The sequence below is a fragment of the Peribacillus sp. B65 genome, assembly GCF_058513295.1.
Window position 1 is genome coordinate 185515 of record NZ_CP195840.1, and the last position, 22353, is coordinate 207867.

The 22353-nt window shown below is 42.1% G+C and carries 24 protein-coding genes; all 24 read right to left on the bottom strand.

The window, feature by feature from the left end:
• Positions 1-15: 15 nt before the first annotated feature.
• The 24 genes from ACSR9O_RS00885 to spoVE all read right to left on the bottom strand — a co-directional run bounded on the left by ACSR9O_RS00885 (position 16) and on the right by spoVE (position 22193).
• A complete protein-coding gene (locus ACSR9O_RS00885; RefSeq protein WP_101224597.1) occupies positions 16-1305 on the bottom strand; it encodes a solute carrier family 23 protein in 1290 nt (429 codons plus the stop codon).
• Positions 1306-1482: 177 nt separating this feature from the next.
• On the bottom strand, positions 1483-2025 hold the full coding sequence (pyrR, locus tag ACSR9O_RS00890; protein ID WP_230177693.1) for a bifunctional pyr operon transcriptional regulator/uracil phosphoribosyltransferase PyrR: 543 nt from the start codon (positions 2023-2025) through the stop codon (positions 1483-1485).
• A gap of 196 nt (positions 2026-2221) precedes the next feature.
• Positions 2222-3139, bottom strand: a complete 918-nt coding sequence (locus ACSR9O_RS00895; protein ID WP_101224595.1) for an RluA family pseudouridine synthase — start codon at positions 3137-3139, stop codon at positions 2222-2224.
• Positions 3132-3602, bottom strand: a complete 471-nt coding sequence (lspA, locus tag ACSR9O_RS00900; RefSeq protein ID WP_101224594.1) for a signal peptidase II — start codon at positions 3600-3602, stop codon at positions 3132-3134. The genes ACSR9O_RS00895 and lspA overlap by 8 nt, the downstream gene beginning before the upstream one ends.
• 195 nt (positions 3603-3797) lie before the next feature.
• Positions 3798-6566: an isoleucine--tRNA ligase gene (gene ileS, locus ACSR9O_RS00905; protein ID WP_101224593.1), complete on the bottom strand. Its 2769-nt coding sequence runs from the start codon at positions 6564-6566 to the stop codon at positions 3798-3800.
• A 394-nt stretch (positions 6567-6960) separates the two neighbouring features.
• On the bottom strand, positions 6961-7476 hold the full coding sequence (locus ACSR9O_RS00910; protein WP_034313857.1) for a DivIVA domain-containing protein: 516 nt from the start codon (positions 7474-7476) through the stop codon (positions 6961-6963).
• 85 nt (positions 7477-7561) lie between these two features.
• Positions 7562-8335 carry a YlmH family RNA-binding protein gene (locus ACSR9O_RS00915; protein ID WP_101224592.1) on the bottom strand — a complete coding sequence of 258 codons (774 nt, stop codon included), beginning with the start codon at positions 8333-8335 and terminating at the stop codon, positions 7562-7564.
• A 134-nt stretch (positions 8336-8469) separates the two neighbouring features.
• The gene (locus ACSR9O_RS00920; protein WP_101224591.1) at positions 8470-8736 is read right to left on the bottom strand and encodes a YggT family protein; all 267 of its coding nucleotides are present in this window, start codon (positions 8734-8736) and stop codon (positions 8470-8472) included.
• 6 nt (positions 8737-8742) lie between these two features.
• A complete protein-coding gene (locus tag ACSR9O_RS00925) occupies positions 8743-9207 on the bottom strand; it encodes a cell division protein SepF (protein WP_034313864.1) in 465 nt (154 codons plus the stop codon).
• 21 nt (positions 9208-9228) lie between these two features.
• Entirely contained in the window at positions 9229-9900 is a 672-nt protein-coding gene (locus tag ACSR9O_RS00930) for a YggS family pyridoxal phosphate-dependent enzyme (protein WP_101224590.1), read from the bottom strand.
• A 2-nt stretch (positions 9901-9902) separates the two neighbouring features.
• On the bottom strand, positions 9903-10730 hold the full coding sequence (gene pgeF / locus ACSR9O_RS00935; protein WP_230177547.1) for a peptidoglycan editing factor PgeF: 828 nt from the start codon (positions 10728-10730) through the stop codon (positions 9903-9905).
• A gap of 54 nt (positions 10731-10784) precedes the next feature.
• Complete coding sequence (locus ACSR9O_RS00940; RefSeq protein ID WP_101224588.1) at positions 10785-11054, bottom strand: YlmC/YmxH family sporulation protein; 270 nt, start codon at positions 11052-11054, stop codon at positions 10785-10787.
• A gap of 220 nt (positions 11055-11274) precedes the next feature.
• Positions 11275-12054, bottom strand: coding sequence for an RNA polymerase sporulation sigma factor SigG (gene sigG / locus ACSR9O_RS00945; protein ID WP_034313871.1), 780 nt, complete (start codon positions 12052-12054; stop codon positions 11275-11277).
• Between the two features lie 151 nt (positions 12055-12205).
• Positions 12206-12925: an RNA polymerase sporulation sigma factor SigE gene (gene sigE / locus ACSR9O_RS00950; RefSeq protein ID WP_034313874.1), complete on the bottom strand. Its 720-nt coding sequence runs from the start codon at positions 12923-12925 to the stop codon at positions 12206-12208.
• Positions 12926-12983: 58 nt separating this feature from the next.
• Positions 12984-13910 (bottom strand): sigma-E processing peptidase SpoIIGA, encoded by a 927-nt coding sequence (spoIIGA, locus tag ACSR9O_RS00955; protein WP_101224587.1) that lies wholly within the window; start codon positions 13908-13910, stop codon positions 12984-12986.
• A gap of 263 nt (positions 13911-14173) precedes the next feature.
• Positions 14174-14308: a hypothetical protein gene (locus ACSR9O_RS00960; protein ID WP_260357040.1), complete on the bottom strand. Its 135-nt coding sequence runs from the start codon at positions 14306-14308 to the stop codon at positions 14174-14176.
• A gap of 50 nt (positions 14309-14358) precedes the next feature.
• Entirely contained in the window at positions 14359-15519 is a 1161-nt protein-coding gene (gene ftsZ, locus ACSR9O_RS00965) for a cell division protein FtsZ (protein WP_230177549.1), read from the bottom strand.
• 44 nt (positions 15520-15563) lie between these two features.
• The gene (ftsA, locus tag ACSR9O_RS00970) at positions 15564-16862 is read right to left on the bottom strand and encodes a cell division protein FtsA (protein ID WP_034313882.1); all 1299 of its coding nucleotides are present in this window, start codon (positions 16860-16862) and stop codon (positions 15564-15566) included.
• Positions 16863-17117: 255 nt separating this feature from the next.
• Positions 17118-17483 carry a small basic family protein gene (locus tag ACSR9O_RS00975; protein WP_491723795.1) on the bottom strand — a complete coding sequence of 122 codons (366 nt, stop codon included), beginning with the start codon at positions 17481-17483 and terminating at the stop codon, positions 17118-17120.
• Positions 17483-18193 (bottom strand): DUF881 domain-containing protein, encoded by a 711-nt coding sequence (locus ACSR9O_RS00980; RefSeq protein WP_491723796.1) that lies wholly within the window; start codon positions 18191-18193, stop codon positions 17483-17485. The genes ACSR9O_RS00975 and ACSR9O_RS00980 overlap by 1 nt, the downstream gene beginning before the upstream one ends.
• Before the next feature lie 43 nt (positions 18194-18236).
• Positions 18237-18929: a DUF881 domain-containing protein gene (locus ACSR9O_RS00985; protein ID WP_048684595.1), complete on the bottom strand. Its 693-nt coding sequence runs from the start codon at positions 18927-18929 to the stop codon at positions 18237-18239.
• Positions 18916-19698 carry a cell division protein FtsQ/DivIB gene (locus ACSR9O_RS00990; protein ID WP_230177550.1) on the bottom strand — a complete coding sequence of 261 codons (783 nt, stop codon included), beginning with the start codon at positions 19696-19698 and terminating at the stop codon, positions 18916-18918. The genes ACSR9O_RS00985 and ACSR9O_RS00990 overlap by 14 nt, the downstream gene beginning before the upstream one ends.
• 130 nt (positions 19699-19828) lie before the next feature.
• Positions 19829-20737 carry a UDP-N-acetylmuramate dehydrogenase gene (murB, locus tag ACSR9O_RS00995; protein WP_101224581.1) on the bottom strand — a complete coding sequence of 303 codons (909 nt, stop codon included), beginning with the start codon at positions 20735-20737 and terminating at the stop codon, positions 19829-19831.
• Between the two features lie 355 nt (positions 20738-21092).
• Positions 21093-22193: a stage V sporulation protein E gene (gene spoVE, locus ACSR9O_RS01000; RefSeq protein WP_098371083.1), complete on the bottom strand. Its 1101-nt coding sequence runs from the start codon at positions 22191-22193 to the stop codon at positions 21093-21095.
• Positions 22194-22353 lie beyond the last annotated feature (160 nt).

Sequence of the window (22353 nt, forward strand, 5' to 3'; positions counted from 1 at the left end):
TTTTGATGCAGTATCTTATTTTTCAAATATATCTCCGGATATTTTTTCACGGTCCGGAAGAATCAAGTTAAGAAGGATTCCGACGATGGCTGAAAGTGCCATTCCGGAAAGCGATACCGTTTCCGATAGTTGTACGAACGCTCCTCCGATTCCTAACACCAGGATGACTGAAGCTATCATCAGGTTTCTTTTCTTGTCAAAATCGACCTTATTATCAATCAGCATCCTTAACCCGCTTGATGCGATGATACCGAAGAGCAAGATGGAAATGCCGCCCATCACCGCGCTGGGTATCGAGCTGATCACTGCTGAAATCTTACCGTTAAAGCCAAAGATGATTGCTGTTAATGCTGCCCCGCCGATGATATACACACTGTACGCCTTTGTCATCGTCAGGACCCCAATATTTTCACCATATGATGTCAGCGGCGGACCACCGATGAAGGAACCAATCATGATTCCTGCTCCATCCCCTAAAATCGAGCGATGCAAACCGGGCTTTTCCAAAAAGTTTCTGCCGACTACTTTGCTCAGAACCATTTGGTGACCAATATGTTCTGATAAAGTTACGATGGCGACGGGTACCATGATGGCAATGACCTCCCATGAGAAGGTCGGTGTATAGGTTACATATGGCAACATGAAGTCAGGCATTTCCCACCATTGTGCTGATTTGATCGGTTCATAATCTATTATTCCTGCAACAGCCGAACAGGCGTAGCCCACTATGATTCCCATTAAAATCGGGATCAAGTTAATGAATCCTTTAAAGAACACGTTACAGATGATGGTTACCGCTAAAGTGATCAGCGCTATAACTATATATGTGACGCTGTATTTATCTTGTGGATCATACATTGCCATGTCCACGGCCGTTCCGGCAAGGCTTAATCCGATTACGATGATGACTGGGCCCACCACAACCGGAGGAAGTATATTCATTAACCAGCGCAATCCGACTTTTTGGATAATCAATGCTACTATCCCATATATGAACCCTGCTGCAAAACAGCCGATCATGGCCGCCTCCGGACCACCTAATGCCTTTGCCGCGATGATCGGCGTAATGAAAGCGAAAGATGACCCGAGATAAGCTGGTATCTGACCTTTGGTTATCAATAAGTATGAAAGTGTGCCCAACCCGCTTGAAACCAGCGCTACCGCTGGGCTTAACCCTACCAAGAATGGCACCAGCACCGTTGCACCGAACATGGCGAACAAATGCTGGATGCTTAACGTAATCCACTGGCCAGCCTTTGGTACGTCCTCAACATCCAGTACGATGTCTCTTTTCGTTTCTTCCATTTCCGTATCCCCCTCATGAAAATTCCATCAAAACTGCAAAAACCCTCTTTGCAGGTATACAAAGAGGGTTTCTCAGAAGGCGAATGCCTTTGCATAGGCATAGCTCTCCCGATTGACTCCCCTTTGCCAGCCTCTCTGGACTGTCTTTAAAAGGGTAATATGAAATTTTCATGTTGTTTAGTTTTCTAATATAGTAACTTGATCTATTTCATCTACTTCTGTTAATGTAACGGTAATTTTTTCAGATTGGGAAGTCGGAACGTTTTTGCCGACGAAATCCGCTCGAATCGGCAATTCCCTATGTCCCCTATCCACTAATACGGCAAGCTGGATCTGCGAAGGTCTTCCCAAATCCACCAGAGCATCCATTGCCGCTCTAACGGTTCTGCCTGTGAAAAGAACATCATCCACTAAAATCACTTTCTTGTCAGTGATATTGACCGGAATGTCTGAACCTTTTACGATGGGTTCCCCATCATTGGTCTTTTTCGAAAGGTCATCGCGATAAAGCGTAATATCCAGTTCACCCAGTTCTATTTCCTTGCCTTCTATTTGATTGATGCGCTTTGCAAGTCGGTCAGCGAGGAAAATCCCGCGTGTACGTATCCCGATTAAGACGCAATCTTCTATACCCTTATTTTTCTCAATAATTTCATGGGCAATTCTCGTCAAGGCTCTGCTAATGGCCTTCTCATCAAGTACTATGGCTTTCTCATTCAACACGTCGGCCACCCCGATTCCATTTTTCTGATAGGTCAATTTCAACAAAAAATCCTCATGCCAAGAAGGCATGAGGATTTTATCGCCATGGGCATAATTATCCCATTTTGCGTATCCGTTTCCTTCTCAGTCTCTCTGAACTGTGTTAAAGGTTCTTATTAAGTTGTTATTATAATATATCAGAAAAACGAATTTGTCAATCCTTACTTCTACGCAATTGATTAATTAGATTTTCTAACTCTTCCGGAGTCGGAGCTTCGAATTCCATATACTCATTTGTACGAGGGTGAATGAAACCTAGAAGTCCGGCGTGCAATGCTTGTCCATCTAATTTCAGGGTCTTTTTCGGACCATATTTAGGATCACCCGCTAGAGGGAAGCCAATGTATTTCATGTGAACACGAATTTGATGTGTCCTTCCTGTTTCAAGCTGGCATTCCACTAAAGTGAAATCCTTGAAGCGTTCGATGACCCGGAAATGCGTGACAGCATTTTTGGCATTCGAATCTGTGACAGTCATGCTTTGGCGATCTTTTTTATCGCGGCCTATCGGTGCATCGATCGTTCCGAAGTCATGTGGGATCACACCATGAACTACAGCTTGATACTTACGGGTAACCGTTTTGTCCACAAGCTGCTGTACCAGTTTTTCATGTGCCATATCATTTTTGGCAACCATCAATAGACCTGAAGTATCTTTATCGATTCGATGGACGATTCCAGGCCGCATGACACCGTTGATTCCAGAAAGGTCCTTGCAGTGTGCCATCAATCCATTTACAAGCGTACCGGATACATGTCCAGGTGCAGGATGGACGACCATACCGCTCGGTTTATTAACCACAAGTACATCTGCATCTTCATAATAGATATCCAAATCCATTTCCTCTGCTACCGCATCCAATTCCTCAAGTTCAGGAATCGTCACTTCGATTGTATCGCCAGGAACAGCTTTGTAATTCGTCTTTATCGCCGTGCCATTTACCAAAACATGATCATCCTTAATCCATTGCTGGACCTGAGTACGTGACCATTCCTCATTCAAAGTGGAAAGAGCCTTATCAATCCTGACTCCTTTTAGTGTTTCATCGATGCTGTATAACCTTTTATCCATTATCTTTCTCCTTAGCGTTTTTTTCTTCTAAAAACATATGAATCACGAGCAGTCCGACACCAATTGAAAGCGCAGCATCAGCAACATTAAATACCGGGAAACTGTAGCTGAAAATATAGGTATGAACGAAATCCACCACTTCCTGACGAACAACACGATCGATGAAATTACCAATCGCACCGCCTAGCATGAGAGCAAGTGCAGCTCCAAGCAAAACGCTTTCCTTCGCCATTTTCTGAATATAATAGACAAGTCCAATAATGACAGCGATGGTGATGATGTAGAAAAACCACATTTGACCTTGTAGAATTCCCCATGCTGCCCCACGATTACGATGCGAGGTGATATATAGAAGGTTTTCAATAATTTCAATGCTTTCTCCGTACTCCATTTTTTTCACAATCATCCATTTTGTCAGCTGATCGAGAGCTATGACCAAAAGGGCAATCAAATAATAAAACACATTTTTTCCCCCAAACTAATCAAATCTTCACTTTTGAATTGTAGCATAAACTAGAAATAATGACTAATCCGAAAAGCAGAATCTGCTGTCGGTACCTGAAGAATATAGGGCAGATTGAATAAAGGCAATTCCCTATGGAGGTTAAACACAAAAAAGCCGGTCCCTTCATGAAGGGACCGGCTTTCCTTTTTTGAATTATTGATTCACATAATGCTCTTTCACGACTGTAGCACAACGCGGGCAAAGTGTCGGATGTTCTTCCACTTGACCTACTTCCTTCGAAACATTCCAGCAACGTTCACACGTTTCACCTTCTGCTTTTGTAACAAGGATCGCTATATCCTCAAGTTTAACCGCTTCTGCCGGGGCACTTGCCACATCACCAGCGATTTCGAATTCGGATACGATGAATAGCTGTTCAAAGCTTTCCTTGATGCCATCAAGCAGATTCTTCGTCTCTTCATTAACATAGACCATCACTTTAGCGTTCAGTGATTTTCCGATGACCTTCTGGTTACGGGCTTCTTCTAATGCTTTAAGTACATTATCACGGACATCCATGAACGCCGTCCATTTTTCTTCAATGACTTCAGCATCATCAATTGAAATTTCTTCAGGCATCAATGTCAGCTGTACACTTTCTTCCGTTACACCCGGAATGAACGCCCATACTTCATCAGCTGTATGCGAAAGGATCGGTGACACCAATTTCGTTAAGCTGACCAATGATTCGTAAAGGACCGTTTGAATGGCCAAACGCTCTTTACCATTTGGTGCTTCACAATAAAGAATGTCTTTTGCATAATCAAGGTAGAATGAACTTAAATCCTGTGTACAGAAATTATTGACCATATTATAAATTGTAGCAAACTCATAATTTTCATAACTTAACTTCGACTGTTTGATCAGTTTATTCAATTTAACCAGCATGTATCGATCGACTTCAGGCAATTCTTGAACTGCCACTTTATCGGTTTTTGGATTGAATCCATCCAAGTTCCCTAACAGGAAGCGGAATGTATTACGGATTTTACGGTAAACTTCCGAAACTTGTTTTAAAATAGGATCGGAAACCCTGACATCCGATTGGTAATCCACCGAAGCTACCCAAAGGCGTAAGATATCTGCTCCAAGTTGGTTCATGACCTTTGATGGCAGCACAACGTTCCCAATTGACTTACTCATTTTACGGCCTTCTCCATCCAATGCGAACCCGTGGCTAAGTACACCTTTATATGGCGCTTTGCCTGTAACCGCAACACTTGTAGAAAGTGATGAGTTAAACCAGCCGCGATATTGATCGGAACCTTCTAAATAAAGGTCAGCAGGACGCTGCAAGTCATCTCTTTCTTCAAGTACCGCTTGATGGGAAGAACCGGAATCGAACCATACGTCCATGATATCCGTTTCTTTCGTGAAAATACCATTCGGGCTGCCTTCATGTGTATAGCCTTCAGGCAGAAGTTCTTTCGCTTCACGCTCAAACCAGATGTTTGAACCGTGTTCGCGGAATAGGTTTGAAATATGGTCGATGGTTTCATCCGTAATAATCGGCTCGCCATTTTCTGCATAAAACACTGGAATTGGCACGCCCCAAGCGCGTTGGCGGGAAATACACCAATCCCCGCGGTCACGAACCATATTGAATAGGCGCGTTTCGCCCCAAGCCGGTACCCATTTGGTTTCTTCAATCGCTTCCAGAAGCTCACTGCGGAAGTCTTTGATTGAAGCGAACCATTGTGCTGTTGCTCGGAAGATCGTCGGCTTCTTCGTCCGCCAGTCATGTGGGTAAGAGTGCGTAATGAACGTCAAGTTCAATAACGCGCCTGCTTCAGTTAATTTTTCGGTAATTGGTTTATTCGCTTGATCATAAAATAATCCGGCAAATTCCCCTGCCTCTTCCGTCATGACTCCTTTTTCATCTACAGGACAAAGTACGTCCAAGCCATATTTTTGCCCAATGATAAAGTCATCTTCACCATGGCCAGGCGCCGTATGAACACAGCCCGTTCCAGCTTCAGTCGTTACGTGCTCACCTAACATCACTAAAGATTCGCGGTCATAAAGAGGATGTTTGGCAACAGCGCGGTCCAACTCGCTACCTTTTACCGTTTTTTCGATAGACGGGTTTTCCCAGCCTAATGTTTCCGTTACCGATTCAAGCAGTGCCTCAGCAAGTAAGAATTTTTCATTTTCGACAGCCACTACTACGTAATTTAATTGCGGATGCAATGAGATACCAAGATTGGCAGGAATCGTCCATGGAGTTGTCGTCCAGATGATGATTTTGACGCCTTCATCGATTACACCTTTGCCATCCGTGACTTCAAAAGCAACATAGATCGACGCAGAGCGTTTGTCTTGATATTCAATTTCAGCTTCGGCTAGCGCTGATTCACTTGAAGGGGACCAGTAAACAGGTTTTTTCCCTTTATAAATGTAGCCCTTTTTCGCCATTTCACCGAATACCTTGATTTGCTGCGCTTCATATTCAGGCTTTAATGTGATATAAGGATTATCCCAATCACCACGGACCCCTATTCTCTTAAACTGCTCACGTTGATTGTCAATCTGACCATAAGCATACTCTTCACAAAGCTTTCTGAATTCGGCAACGCTCATTTCTTTCCGTTTCACGCCTTTTTTCGTCAATGCCGTTTCGATTGGAAGCCCATGCGTATCCCAGCCAGGTACATATGGTGCTTGAAAACCGCTCATCGATTTAAATCGGACAATGAAATCCTTTAAAACCTTATTCATTGCATGGCCCATATGGATATCGCCATTGGCATATGGAGGTCCATCATGCAAAATGAATAAAGGACGTCCTTCCGTTTGTTCTTGCACTTTTTTATAGATGTTCATTTCTTTCCATTTTTCTTGGATTTCCGGTTCACGTTTCGGTAAATTCCCCCGCATTGGAAATTCAGTTTTAGGCATCAATAAGGTATCTTTGTATTCCATCATAAAATCCTCCATCCGTCTTTTAAAAAAATTCATTCGAACCGATGACTTGATATCCGGCCAAAATAAAAAGCCCTCTCATCCCTGAAAAAGGGACGAGAAAGCTTTGCTTCCCGCGGTACCACCCTGGCTAGAAAGATCCACATAGTGAATCCAACCTCTCGAGCATTCGTAACGTGAATGAAACGCTTCATTTACTTGCTGCCTAGGCAGTTTCAACTCAGAACTCAAGGGTGATCTTCAATATCTTCGCTTATTCCGGGCTTTCACCATCCCCGGTTCGCTAAAAATAAGTGTGTGAAGAATTTACTTTCCCTGTCATCGTCTAATTTCATAATGAATAGTATTGTTAAAAAATTATATGCGAAAAAAGTGTTCAAAGTCAAGGAATCGTTTAAATTTCCTCTTCCACTCTCTCATTTAATTCTATTTCAGTCGCATCCACTTCATAATCCAGAAGATGATCCCAATCGTCATTATCCAGCAAATCCAGCTGTGCACCGACAAGCATTTTGAAACGTGTCCGGAATACTTTGGATTGCTTTTTCAAATCCTCAATATCCATCGCTATTTTCCTTGCTTTCACAAGTGACTCATTGACGATCCTGTCAGCATTTTTCTCTGCTTCCTTTATGATCAGTTTCGCTTCTTTTTGGGCATTGCGCCTTAATTCTTCGGCTGCTTCCTGAGCGACAATAATCGACTTGTTAAGTGTACCCTCAATTGTCGTAAAATGTCCCAAACGATCAAAAGTCTCGTTCAGTTTATCTTCAAGTTCTTTCTTCTCCCTCAAAATCAGTTCATAATCTTTAATGACCTGGTCGAGAAATTCATTTACTTCATCTTCATCATACCCACGAAATACTTTGTTAAATTCCTTGTTATGTATATCTATCGGGGTTAAGGGCATTACGGCACCTCCAGAACGGTTTCTACTCTAGTATGTTAAAACTCTATATTCGACAATAAATTTATAAATCCTGCTTTTTATTGAATTATTTTTGTCTGCCTAACGAGATTCTCCACTTATCCTTCTTGGTTTTCCCATCGATTGAAGCTATTTTACACCTGCCAAAACCTCTGATGGAAAGTGTGTCACCTTCACGGCATTCTTCCGAAACGTTTTCCGTTTGCTTGAAATTCACCTTTACTTTTCCTGACGTTATCAAGGCCTGCGTCTTTTGACGGGACATATTCAGGACGGACGATAGCACACTGTCAAGTCTAAGGGAACTGACGGTGGTTACTTGCTCTTCCCATTTTTCCTTAACTTGAACGATATTCTCGATTGGAAGCCGTTTGATGGAAACGGAAGCGTTACCTATTTTCTCAAGATTTCCAGTGAGATATGAATCCATCTCTTCGGCAGCTATAAATTGAATATGCTCCTCCGTCACTATTATATCACCAAATTTTTCACGCTTTACCCCAAGTGACATCAAGGTTCCAAGTATTTGCCTATGTTCAAGCGTTACAAATTTTTTTGGATAGGAGATATCGTATAAGGAGATATTGAAATCCGATGGATCAGGAGAGTAATAATCAGGATAGATAAGCACACGTTTTCGCTCTACGAAATCGCTTCCGCCATTGAATTGCAGTTTCACATCCGGATCATTCCCAATTAAGGAAGTAAGGATTTCCTGCTGACGCGGATCAAGAAAATCAGATAGTTTCGGAGCGTAGGAATTTTTAACCTGATCAATCCAATTCATAGCCTGGTCAATAAAATCTTTTTCCTCCGGCCTGAAATGCTGATAAATACTCATGATTGAATAAATGCTCCTTAGTTATCAAATTAATGGTCGATCATAAGGAATGAATTAAATTCATTCTGCGTTGCTACTACACAGCGGAGGATCTTCCGACTGTGTAGTAAGATGCATGTCAGGTTAATTGTCGATCATCCTATCAAAGTCTGTAAGTAATAGATCCCATAACCGCTGGCAAAATTAAGAACCAGCAAGGCCACAAGTGGTGAAAGATCGATCATGCCAAGCGTCGGAATGAACTTTCTGAACGGTTCTAAATATGGTTCGCAAATCTTTTCCAGAAATTGACCAATCGACGTCTCCCTTGCATTGGGGAACCATGACATCAATATGTAAACGATTAATGCCATTGAATAAATTTCAATTAAATAATATAAACCCTGAAGCACTAAACCCATTAACCATTACCACCTCGCTTCTTCGTACTCCTCTTCGGCGGCGAAGCCGGTAATATTACCGGAAACATCGACGTTGTCCGGGGTACATAAGAATATATCTGTTCCGATTTTTTGGATATCCCCGCTGATTGCATAGACAGTCCCACTTAGAAAATCGATGATTCGCTTTCCTTGGTCATGCTGGATTCGTTGAAGGTTCACGACTACAGCACGCCTGTTTTTTAAATGGTCAGCTACCTCCTGGGCTTCTGCATAAGCACGAGGCTCCAATAATACTACTTTAGAAGATTTCTGTACGCTTTGCAAACTTACGATATTCTGATTTGTATTATTCCCTGCAGAAGCTGACTGCTGCTGTTTAGCTGACTTCACGACTTTTGGTTCAGCCTCCTCTTCTTCCACTACTTCATCCCTGTACTCATACTCATCATCCAGCGCGAAATAAGATTTAAATTTTGATACGAACGACATCTATTGCGTACCTCCTTAAAATTATTCGCCTACAAGTGCTGTACCAATCCTGACCATTGTAGCGCCTTCTTCAATGGCAATCATGAAATCATTGGACATTCCCATGGACAATTCAGTGCAGGGGGCATGCTTCAACGCTAAATTTTGTATTTCAACCTGGATGCCCTTCAGTTTCCGGAAGCATTCCCGCAAAACCTGTTCATCATCGGTCAATGGAGCCATCGTCATCAATCCTGCAACATTCACCTTATCAAAGTCGGATAACCCTTTTATGAAATCCATTGTCGCGTCAGGATCCAGACCATGTTTTGATTCCTCACCAGAAACATTCACCTGCACTAAACAGTTTATCGGCTCTTTTGCGCGCTTTTGAATTTCTTCTGCCAAAGAAATGCGATCCAATGAATGGATATACGAGATTTTATCGATGACATTCTTTACTTTGCGTGTTTGCATGGAACCAATATAATGCCAGGTGGGCTTGTCCTTGAGCACTTCATATTTAGTCAAAAGCCCTTCGTCACGGTTTTCACCCAAATCGAGTATTCCCGCTTCCAAAGCTTCATTCGCTCTCTCGACCGAAACATATTTCGTTACTGCGATCAACTTTATCGCTTCGCGGTCCCTTCCACTATTTTCACATGCTCTATTTATTTTTTCTTCGATGTTTTTTAAATTGTCCACTACTTTCACTATTACTCTAAATCCTCCTTCCAACCGATAAAGCTCATCAATCTGCCTGTCTTCCCGTTATCACGGCGATGTGAAAAAAACAATTCATGATCACAGCTTGTACAGTATGATGTAACGTCGATCTGACTTTTTGGAATTCCTGATTTTTGAAGAATCAATGCATTAAGTTGCTTAAGGTCTAACTGATATTGTCCTTCACTGATTAAATTATAGGGCTTTTCGTCAATATCTACCAGCAAATTCTGCACTAAATCCATGACATAATCATCAACTACATAGCATTTCGAACAAATCGACGGTCCAATAACAGCAAATATCTCACTTGCTTTTATACCCTCACTAAGCCAAGCCTCAACCATTTTTCGTGCAATTCCATTAACGGTACCCTTCCAGCCTGCATGTGCCACCCCAATCATACCATGCGCCGGAGCAAGAAAGTATAAGGGCACGCAGTCTGCATAGCATAGGGTCAATAGAGCGTTTTGGTCCTTCGTATAGAAGCCGTCAGTCGCTTTAAAGGCAGAATCATAATCCATAGCACCTCTCCCGCCATCACGGCTGGTAACTTGACGGATTTTCGTTTCATGTGTCTGCTCGGCACCTATCCATTCATTAAGCGGAAACATCAGCTTATCGGCTATGATCCTGCGGTTTCCCTGGACATCTTCAAGTTTATCACCGACATGAAAACCGGTATTCAATGTTTGAAAATCACCTGTACTGACTCCCCCATTTTTTGTGGTGAAGCCCGCTACGAGCTGGAGATTTTTTTGTCTCCAGCTGTCAATGAGCATATATTGATCTTTTATTAAAACAAATGGCTCTTTCATGCTATAAACCTCTTTATTTTTAGTCTAGTGTATCATATATTTGCGCCATGCACCTTAAAACCGTTCATCTTTCAGTTCTGCTTGAAATACCGTCTGATGTTCAACAAGTATGACATCTGCACCGATTTTTTTTATTTTGCGCCACGGAATCACAATATCCTGATCCCTGCCAAAAAAACCCATCAATCTGGTTCCATTCGAAACGACGATGGCCTCTATTTTCCCCGTGGCCGTATTGATTTCAAGATCTGACATATTACCTAATTTCTTACCATCCGCTATATTGACGATATCCTTAATTTGAAATTCGGAAATCCTGGTCACATCACTCAGCTCCTCAAAATTTCATCATAGATGAAGGTCCTATTCCTATGTATATGACATGATGCGCTCAAGGATGAAGAATACGATAAATAAACGTCCATTCGATTCACGGAAGGGCTTTTCTACAAAATAAAAAAGCCGCTATGGATAAGTAGCTGATAAGCGGGTATCGACATTTTTGCCCTACCCGCTTCAGCTAACTACTTCTCATGCTCAGCTTCTACTGTTGGATATTTTTATTCATTTGCTTGATTGCCGCTTTTTCCAATCGGGAGACCTGTGCTTGTGAAATGCCGATTTCCTCGGCTACCTCCATTTGCGTCTTCCCTTGGAAAAACCGTTTACGAAGGATCATTTTTTCCCGGTCATTCAACCGTCTCATGCCTTCATTTATAGCTATTTCATCAATCCAGGTACTATCTTTATTTTTTTCATCACTCAGTTGGTCGAGTACATAAATCGGATCCCCGCCATCATTATAAATAGGTTCAAAAAGTGAAACTGGATCTTGTATAGCATCTAGTGCAAAAACAATTTCTTCATGAGGTACTTCCAACACCTTGGCGATTTCTTCAGCTGTCGGCTCACGAAGGGTCTGGCTTATGAGCTTCTCTTTTACCTGCAAAGCTTTGTAAGCGATGTCTCTTAAAGAACGGGATACCCGAATTGGATTATTGTCACGAAGATATCTTCTGATTTCTCCAATAATCATCGGTACAGCATACGTTGAAAACTTAACATTTTGACCTAGGTCAAAGTTATCTATCGACTTCATCAACCCTATACAGCCTACCTGAAATAGATCATCTACATACTCTCCCCGATTGTTGAAGCGTTGAATGACGCTTAGAACGAGTCGAAGATTCCCGTTTACCAGTTTCTCTCTTGCTGAAATATCGCCATCTTGCAGTTCTTTAAAGAGTTTTCTCATTTCTTCATTCTTTAAAACCGGTAATTTTGATGTATCCACACCGCAGATTTCAACCTTATTACGAGACAAAATTATTCCCTCCTCACAGGAGCGCTGTACAAAAAACAGTATCTCCGCGGGAGGAAAAAATATGCACATGGCTAGAATAGAAATCCGCCATTATTTTTCAATATAGCTACCAAAGTATTGATTTGATTGACATTTAAGCGAAATTATTTTTTTACACCATTTTATTAAATTCTTTACGAAGCCTCTTAATAATCCTTTTTTCCAAACGCGAAATGTAAGATTGGGAAATCCCCAGCATGTCGGCAACGTCCTTTTGGGTTTTTTCTTCTCCGCCCGCAAGTCCAAAACGGAGTTCCATTATCTGTTTTTCACGCTCGGATAACTGTGTAAGTGCTTTTGTCAGCAGCTTACGGTCAACGTTTGCCTCAAGATCTTTCGTGATAATGTCATCGTCCGTTCCAAGTACATCGGATAACAGAAGTTCATTCCCATCCCAATCAATATTCAAAGGTTCATCAAAAGAAACTTCAGAACGGATTTTGTTATTTCTGCGTAAATACATTAATATTTCATTCTCGATGCATCTCGAAGCATATGTAGCCAGTTTTATTTTCTTCTCAGGATTGAATGTATTCACAGCTTTGATTAAACCTATGGTACCAATGCTGATTAAATCTTCAATATTGATGCCGGTGTTTTCGAATTTCCTGGCAATATAAACCACCAGCCTTAAATTACGTTCAATCAAGATCGAGCGTGCAGCTTCATCGCCATTGGGTAATTTATTGATCAGTATTGCCTCTTCTTCCTTTGAAAGGGGAGGCGGCAGTGCCTCACTCCCTCCTATATAAAATATTTCGTCCGTTTTCAATCCGAGCTTGAACAATAGTTTGTACCAAAAATAAGTGAGCCGAAGAATGAATTTCTTCAAAATAATTCTCCCTTCTAATAAACGGATTATGGGTCAAATTTAAGAGTGAATCGATGGTTCAGGAGGCATTTTGCACCGGTATCCCGGTTAACATTTTCGGGTGAACGATAGATTGATAGCTATTGTCTGGAGAGAGTTGCTGAAAGGTAAACGAAACGAGACCCTGCTTGACGTGAAATTCCTTTTCTCCTTGAACGATTTTGATGTAATCCGGTTTGATTGCGGTTAACAGCTGATGTTCATGACCCACGACTTTATAAGGGATGACACGCATTCTTCCTGTCCATGAATATTCGGGCTGCTCTTCCTGACTAATCAGGTTATCAGGGTTTTTAAAAAGCTCCAGCATATCGTCCGGAATTCCTGCTTCCCCGCCAGAAAGAGAGATGATCATTACTGGGGAACGTGTAATCGGGTCATATAGTTGATTGCCGCTATCCACCAATCCATGAAATTTTCCTTCGAAGTCAGAAATTTTAACCGAGACCGAAACCATTTGTTCATGTGTAAGTTTTGTCATCTCCATTCCTTCAAGTGTTCGCTTGGAAAATTGCCATGCGAGCGGGAACCCGATCATTACGAATATCCAGCTGACAGGATCCCCAAAACGGTTGATTCCTGCATATTGACCAGGGTCCTTTGACACGATTTGGAATTCAAATAGGTAATGTAGTCCCAGAAGGATTCCTCCCGATAAAAACGTCACGAAATATAAAGTGGCCACCGATTTCATGAAAAGTTTTAACCTATTAAACCCAAAGGTTGCCAGCACCATGACCAGGGATACTAAAATCTTCATATACACTCGGTCGGCAATTGCATAAAAAGGAGTGAATGCCAATACGATAATGAAGGAACCAATCAGCCCGCCGATGCATACCCGCCAAAGAGCTACCCTTCGTTTGAGAATAATTGCGGTCCAATATAAAAGGAGGCAGTCAAATAACCAATTCAACAACCAGATCACATCTAAATATAAAGTCAAAAACCCTCCCCTCCTTTTATGAACTAACCTTCCACTAGCAAAAAGTATAGCGTACCTGCCCTTAGAAAGTGTGTCACTTTTTGTACTGAAAACTTAAGAGTTTTTCAGTCATTTTTACCCTTTTTGTAGAAAAACAGCTATTGATATTTTCATTACAGTCATGGAGACTATCCTGCTCCCTTTTACTTCTGTCGATTTATGTTATAAAAGTTTAATAATTTATTGCTCTCATCTTTTTGGATTCCTTCTGCCAAGGCGAACCGTCAGATACCGCTGAGGGACATGCAGGCAAGAACAAAGATACTATTATGCAGATTGCGTCCTGCACTTCGGTCAGAGTGATAAAGCTGAAGAATGCCCCCATTATGATTGGACACTACTGCTTTTAAGGAATTCATTTAAACGACAAAAAACCGTCCCCAAATGGGGACGGCATGTGACGTCGATATTAACGGCGTCTATTACGGTTACGGAGGAATGTTGGAATATCCAAGGCCTCGTCACCTTGATTGGCATTACGTGCAGGCTGTTCATTGACTTCTTCCCTTTTCACTTCCCGCTTCACGTTTTGCTGTGGCGTTTGTTGTTGTGTCTGAGGTCTTGATTGCTGCTGTTGTCCGAGTGTTGGACGTCCAGTAGGCCGTATTGAAGCTTCAACCTCGTTAAAGCCTGTTGCAATTACCGTAACGACGATTTCATCTTTTAAGTTTTCATTGATAACCGAACCAAAGATCATGTTTACGTCTTGATCGGATGCAGTAGCCACGATATCGGCCGCTTCCTGGACTTCAAATAGACTTAGGTTCGTACCACCGGTAATATTCATCAGTACGCCTTGGGCACCATCAATCGATGTTTCAAGCAACGGACTGGAAATGGCTTTTTTCGCCGCTTCCGCCGCACGGTTTTCCCCTGAGGAGATCCCGATTCCCATAAGTGCGGAACCTTTGTTGGACATGATCGTCTTCACATCGGCAAAGTCCAAGTTAATTAGACCTGGAACAGCAATTAGATCTGAAATCCCTTGTACACCTTGACGAAGCACATTATCCGCTTCACGGAATGCTTCAAGCATTGGCGTGCTTTTATCGACGATTTCAAGGAGGCGGTCGTTTGGAATGACGATCAGTGTGTCAACCGATTCCTTCATGGATGAAATGCCGCCTTGTGCCTGTGTTGCACGTTTTCGGCCTTCGAAGGTAAATGGACGCGTAACTACGCCCACTGTAAGTGCTCCTAGATCTTTAGCAATGCCCGCTATGACAGGAGCTGCCCCCGTTCCCGTACCGCCGCCCATTCCAGCCGTTACGAATACCATATCGGCACCTTTAAGCGCTTCTTCGATCTGCTCTTTGCTTTCTTCAGCAGCTTTTTTTCCTACCTCTGGATTGGCACCTGCACCCAAACCGCGTGTAAGCTTCCCACCGATTTGCATTTTGATTTCTGCTTTTGATAGATTAAGAGCCTGTGCGTCAGTATTGACTGAAATAAACTCAACACCCTGTACACCATGCTCGATCATTCTGTTTACCGCATTGTTTCCGCCGCCGCCAACACCTATTACTTTTATCGTTGCTAATTGTTCTAGATTAGAATCAAACTCCAACATGACAATCCTCCTATTTTGACGAAATTCCCGATTCTTAATGATTGTTATTCAAAAAAGTAACCCAGGATTTTTTTGAATTTAGATTCACCTTTTTCACCTTGTTTTTTAGCCGTGTTCTCTTTATTTTTCTGAGAAACCTTCTGGCTGCGCTGGTCGTTATCTTCTTGAGCTTGTCCAGCTGCTACAGGAGTTTTATTAGCGGTGTTTTTTTGCATTCTCTCTTTCTTGCATGCGTGTTTAATCAAACCAACAGCCGTGGTGTATTGGGGTTCCCTGACACCGATGTAATTGGGTTCAGCTGTCCTTACTCGGTTTTGGAATACATATTGAGCTAGCTCCAGGACACCCGGCATCTTGACGACGCCCCCGGTCAACACGAAACCACCCGGTATATCCTGGAAGCCAAGTCTCTTCAAATCATCTTGAATCAACTCGAATATTTCGGTCACCCGCGCTTCAATGATATCCGAAAGCATTAACTGGTTGCAGGTCTGCTGCTGATCGCTGCCGATGATCGGTATTTGGAATACTTCATCTTCAGACGCGTCATCATAAAAGGCATGTCCATGCTTTACTTTTATTTTCTCAGCTTCTTCCATAGTCGTCCTTAGAACGATGGAAAGGTCTTTCGTAAGTGTTTCCCCGCCTATAGGTATCACAGACGTATATTGTAAATAGCCTTGTTCGAAAATTGCCAGAGTCGTGGAACCTCCGCCAATATCGACAAGTGCCACACCAAGTTCTTTTTCATCCTTGGATAAAACAAGGGAACCTGCGGCTAAAGGCTGAAGGGCGATATCGGTTATTTCCAATCCTGCCCTTTCCACACAGCGCAGCGTATTATGTAAAATTGTCCGAAGACCTGTGATTAAAATCCCTCTCATTTCCAACCGGACACCTATCATGCCCCGTGGATCACTGATTTCATCAAGTTCATCAACTTTGTAGTGAATCGGCACCACGTCGATGATTTCCCTGTCGGATGGTATCGTTATTAACTCCGCTGCTTCCCTGACACGGAAAACGTCATGCTCGGTAATCTCTTTATTGTCACTGGATACCGCTACTACCCCATGACACGGCTGAAGCGTCACATGATTTCCACTTATGCCGACGATTACCTTTGTTATCTCCATCCCTATCATCCGTTCTGCTTGCTCTATAGCCTTTTGAATGGATTGGACGGTTTCATCTATACCGACGATCGAACCCTTTTTGAGCCCTTCTGATTTAACATTTCCTACACCGATTATATTTAATGTGTCATTGACCATTTCCCCAATGATAACTTTTACACTGGATGTACCGATGTCAAGACTTACGTATATTTCGTTGCTGTTCATTCCATGGCACCTCCTTCAGTTTTATACATGTATTAGTAGAATAACATTTTTATATCGAAGACTTATACATTATAGAATAACAGAACTGTTTACAACAACTGACGAATTACATAGATAAGCGTTTCATTTTGTATTTCCCGAACAAAACTCGTACTTTATGGTGCATATTGTTCGCTTCTCTACGAGACTGATTTACTAAAAAAACTAGATACTGCCATAAACTATTCGTCATTTATAACTTAATTCCCTTTAAAATTATAGATTTTTTTTCTGCTTTTTCCGGGAAATGGACCATTTTTCAATCAGGATCCTTCTAATCAGGGCAATATTTTGAAAGAGCCTGACACCGAATACAAAGATTGCGGCTAAATATAAGTCTACACCAAGATGTACACCTAGAAAAGCCAAACCTGCGGCTAAAATAATATTAAAGAAGAATCCTGTTACAAATACAACTTCATCATAAAGATTTTGCAAATGAGCCCGTATTCCCCCAAATAAGGTATCAAAAGCAGCAAGCACGGCTATGGAGAGATAATTTGAATATTCATGGGGAATATCAAAATCCACAAAAAAACCAAGGGTGATTCCAATCAACAGACCAAAAACTGAAAGCCACATCACGATTCCCCCCCATCCATAATGGGTTCCATATGTTCCACGTTAATAGCATTTTGGTAAGCCGGCAATGTCAACTCGCCGGAAGGCACCTTAATCTGCACTTCAAAATTGTCTATAAAGAAATCATCCATAAGTTCGGAACCTTCAATGCGCTGCTTCAGTCTCTTTGGATTCACGGTTATTGCCTGCATTTCGACCGGGTAATGAACCAGAGGATATCCGTCCATTTTCGGCTGCCCATTAATATCACGAATAACCGATGTTGATATATACCTTTGTCCTGAAATGGAAATTTCGTCAGCGCCATACCTATACATTTCATTAATGAGCCGAATGATCAATACTGGTGAAATATACTCGACCTTCTCACCAAGAAGGATATCGGCTTTGATAGGCTGTATAGCTACGATTACCCCATTACCTCTTATTTCGGTCAAACCTGCATCAGTCTTCAATTCGGTCAGGGTGTCACGCAAGACTTCTTCCTTACTCTCATTTTTCTTTGTTTCATAAGATGCTATTTTTCCCTCAAGCTTACTGATACCCTCTATTAATTCCGCCTGGGTCTGCTGTTCTTTCAATAAATCATTTTTCAGCTCCCACATATCCCTTGTATCGGATACGACAGGCTGATTCACCAAATTGAATTGAATAGCGAGCATGAAGCCAGCAATCAACGTAACCAAACTAAAAGAAAACTTTTTTTTCATTTCCAGTTTCTCACCAATCTTTCATCGAATCCGGCGGTCACGATCACCCTCCAATAATTGGATCAAAAATGATATTCTTTTGCTTTTCCACTGTAAAGATAATATTCTCATTAACCAGCTGTTCCTTGATGCCACCCGGTAAATCCAGTGAAGCACCCAGGACTTCCGGGTCCCCTATCGCAGATATGATGAAGGGAGCGGGATGCTGATGGCCATCGATTGTAATCACAGGCCCATTACAGATTATGTATGAATCATGATTTAACCTTTGACCGTTAATCGCAACAGCCTCTGCACCTGATATGTATAGTTCATTGACGACCTTGAAGACATGCTGTTCATGGACGAGGTAGTTATTAACATTGGCTTCCGACTCCATATCTGTACCATCTTCAAGCGTCACCTGAAGGCCTGAGCCTTTCACCTTCACTTTTCCGAGAAACATTCGGTATTTTTCCGTTTCCTTTGCCAAATTGAAAAAAAGCTGCTTTTCCTGAGCTAGGTCCTTTTCTATTTGGGATACATTTTCCTGCTTCTGGAGGAGTTCCTTCTGAAGTTCGCGGTTCTGCTTCTCTTGTTCGATCAGCTGCTGCCTGAGCTCATATTCCTGATCCCAGGCTTTGTCCTTCCCTGCACCTTCACCTTCTTTGGTCAGATTGTAAGAGAAGGCAATCATGAATCCGAGAACCACGCAAACCAGGGGTAAAACCACCCGTTTGCCATTAATTTTCCTCATTGGTGTCTTCCTTTTGTTCAGCGTCTTCATATGCTTTAAAATAAGAACCAACTTCCAGATCGATGACTCCCTTTACATTTGGATCCAACTGGCTGACTATCGATGGATAGTGAATCATTTTCTCGTATAAAGTCCGGCTTGTCGCACTTACTTCAAACCCATCGTTCATGAACATGACGATATGATAGTCATCGGTTTTGGTTGGAGAATAATGAATTTCTGAAATGGCATTCTGAATCTCGACAGGAAGCTTGTCCAGCTCTTCTAAAAGCAACTTTAATGCTTTACCCTCTTTGAAACCAATTAAAACAGGGGCAAATACTGGAATTTCGCCTGTTGCTAGCTCCTCTAAAACGGACCCGTTTTCCAAAATGGGTGCAAACTTCCCATTATTGGACAGATATGCCATCCTGTTATGTTCCGAAACCGTGATTTTAATGGAATTGGGAAATACCGGAGTCACCTTAACGCTTTTTATTTCTTGATTTTTTTTGATATTGGCTGCTGCTTCCCCTGTATCAACCTTCCAGATGCTTCGATCCTTCTTCACCTTACTCAATTTAATGATCTGTTTGGAAGTAATATAACGATTCCCCTCTACCTGCACGGATTTCACATAGCTCAACGGGGATAAGAAATATAGCACACAAGCAACCAGAATGAAGAAAAGGGAAAGCAAAAGAACAAGCCGCCTGTTTGCTTTGCTTTTTCTTAATTGTTTTAATTTCGGGATGCGGTCCTCAATGGAAACGATTTTCCCCTTTTCCATCCCCTTCACCTCTTCCTGAAAAAATGGATGGTTCTTGAAAGTGTGAAATCAAGACAAACTCAATATTTGGCTATTTACAAACTTTAAAAGGTAACACATTATATCACAATATTTGGATATAATGAATCCATTATTTTCTGCCGATAATTTCCACTTCTGTTTCCATTTCAATTTCAAATTTATCATACACAGTATCCTTCACATGCTGTATCAAGGCTTGAACATCAGCTGCACTTCCATTACCTGTGTTAACGATAAAGTTCCCGTGCATTGGTGAAATCTGGGCTCCTCCAATAGAATGTCCCTTCAGGCCTGCATTCTCGACCAATTTACCTGCATGATGTGGAAGTGGATTCCTAAATATGCTCCCGGCACATGGAAGATTATACGGCTGGGTATCTTTACGGTAATTCTTGTTATTCTGCATTCTTTCCACGATTTCGGTTTTATCGCCCTCTGTCAATTGAAATATTGCTTCCAGTACGATACCCGGTCTTTTCTTCTGAAGCAGAGAAGTTCGATAAGAAAACTCCATTTCTTCCTTCGAAAGCCATGCTAAAGTTCCATCTTCGAAAAGAACATGTGCCTCCTTGAGAATTTCACTCATATCGGAACCGTGTGCACCAGCGTTCATATAGACTGCTCCGCCGACGGAACCAGGAATTCCACTGGCAAATTCCAATCCTGCATACCCTTTTTTACTGATTTGCACGGACAGGCTGACAAGTGATACCCCAGCTCCTGCTTTTATCTCCGTCCCATTTATCTCGAGATGATCAAGTCCTTTACCCAATTTAAGAACGGCACCTTCAATTCCGCCATCACTGACAAGTAGGTTCGAGCCCCTGCCGATTACCCTCCATGGCATCCCATGCTCTTTAATGACCTGCATCGTTTTTTCTATATTTTCAATGGATGACGGCACGATGAATAAATCAGCCGGCCCCCCAATTTTCATAGTTGTATGATTCGCAAGCGGTTCCTGTTCAAGAACTTTGCCGATTTTCATTTCAGTTAATTGCTTTATCACATTATCCATGATAAACCTCCTTGTTGTTCCAAAAATTCCAAGTTATAAATTTTCATTTCCTCTTCCATGAGGTCCCTTATATTACAAGATTAATAACGCCTTTTAGCAGAAAAATGAACAGAAGCAAGCCCCAGTACGGCCTAACCCTCTTATACTATAGTCTAAACAAAGCCGTATTGCCAATATTTATTGTGGATTCCTCAACATTCATACATGGTAATATTTAAGCGACATTTCATTTATTTCTAAATTTCGGCAAGGCTCCCTCCAAAATCGTTTTCCGGCAAGGGTTTTCAATGTGAAAAAAGGGAAGCCCTGCGTTTAACAGGACTTCCCTTTTGCTCAACCATATATTTTTCTTATTTCAGAACCTTGAATAACGGCTAATATTCAGGAGCACCCCAATCGCCATCAACATGAGCGTCAGTGATGAACCGCCATAGCTTAAGAGGGGCAAGGTGATCCCCGTAACTGGCATCAGTCCCGTTACCACCCCTATATTGATCATCACTTGTATGGCGACCATCGCAATGATTCCCACCGCTACAAGGCTCCCATATAAATCAGGGGCACCAAGTGCGATCCGAATTCCCCGCCAAAGCATGAGCGCAAATAATAAAATGACAAGAGAGCCCCCGATGAAGCCAAGTTCCTCTGAAAGGATGGCAAAAATGAAATCAGTCTGCGGTTCTGGTAAATAGAAAAACTTTTGGCGACTTTGCCCGAGTCCCAGGCCGAACAATCCACCGGGCCCGATTGCATAAAACGATTGAATCATTTGAAACCCGCTGCCTAAAGGGTCTTCCCAAGGATCCAGGAAAGACGTGATCCTCTTTATCCGGTAGGGCGCCGACAAAATCAAACCGATAAAACCTGCTACCCCGATTAGCCCCAACCCGACAAAGTGACTGATCTTTGCCCCGGAAATAAAAATCATGACGATGCACGTTCCAACCATTACCGTTCCCGTTCCAAGGTCCGGTTGTAACATGATCAATCCAAATGCCAAAAACACTAAACCCAAGGATGGAAGCATCCCTTTTTTAAAGGAGGTGATCAGCTTTTGCCGTTCTGATAAAAACTTAGCTAAAAAAGCGATCATTGCCAGCTTCATGAACTCAGAAGGCTGGACCGAAAAGGCACCTACACCAATCCAGCTCCTCGAACCATTTCTCGCCATCCCTATACCCGGTACAAGTACAGCCAGTAACATAATGAAACAAATGATGATAAGGATCTTGGCCCATGTCCGCCACGTCCAGTAATCCACATTCATGATGAAAAACATGGCTATGACCCCAACGCACGCAAACAGCAACTGTCTTTTGGCAAAATAAAACGAATCATCAAATTTATATGTTGCCCATATGGCACTCGCGCTGTAAACCATGATTAATCCAACAGTCAAAAGACTTAAGGTGACGATAATGAGAATGAGATCAGGATTCGATTTTTTTAATGGCACGGACATCCACCTCTAGGAAGTTTTTCGAGCCTGCGAATATAAACATCTATGCTGATTGCTTGTCAGCACTTTAGTCAAAAAAAAAGCGATAACGGCTCATTATCGCTTTTTTCCAAGGTGTCAACGTAGAAGTAGGTTCACTTCTCTTTTGCGTAAGCTC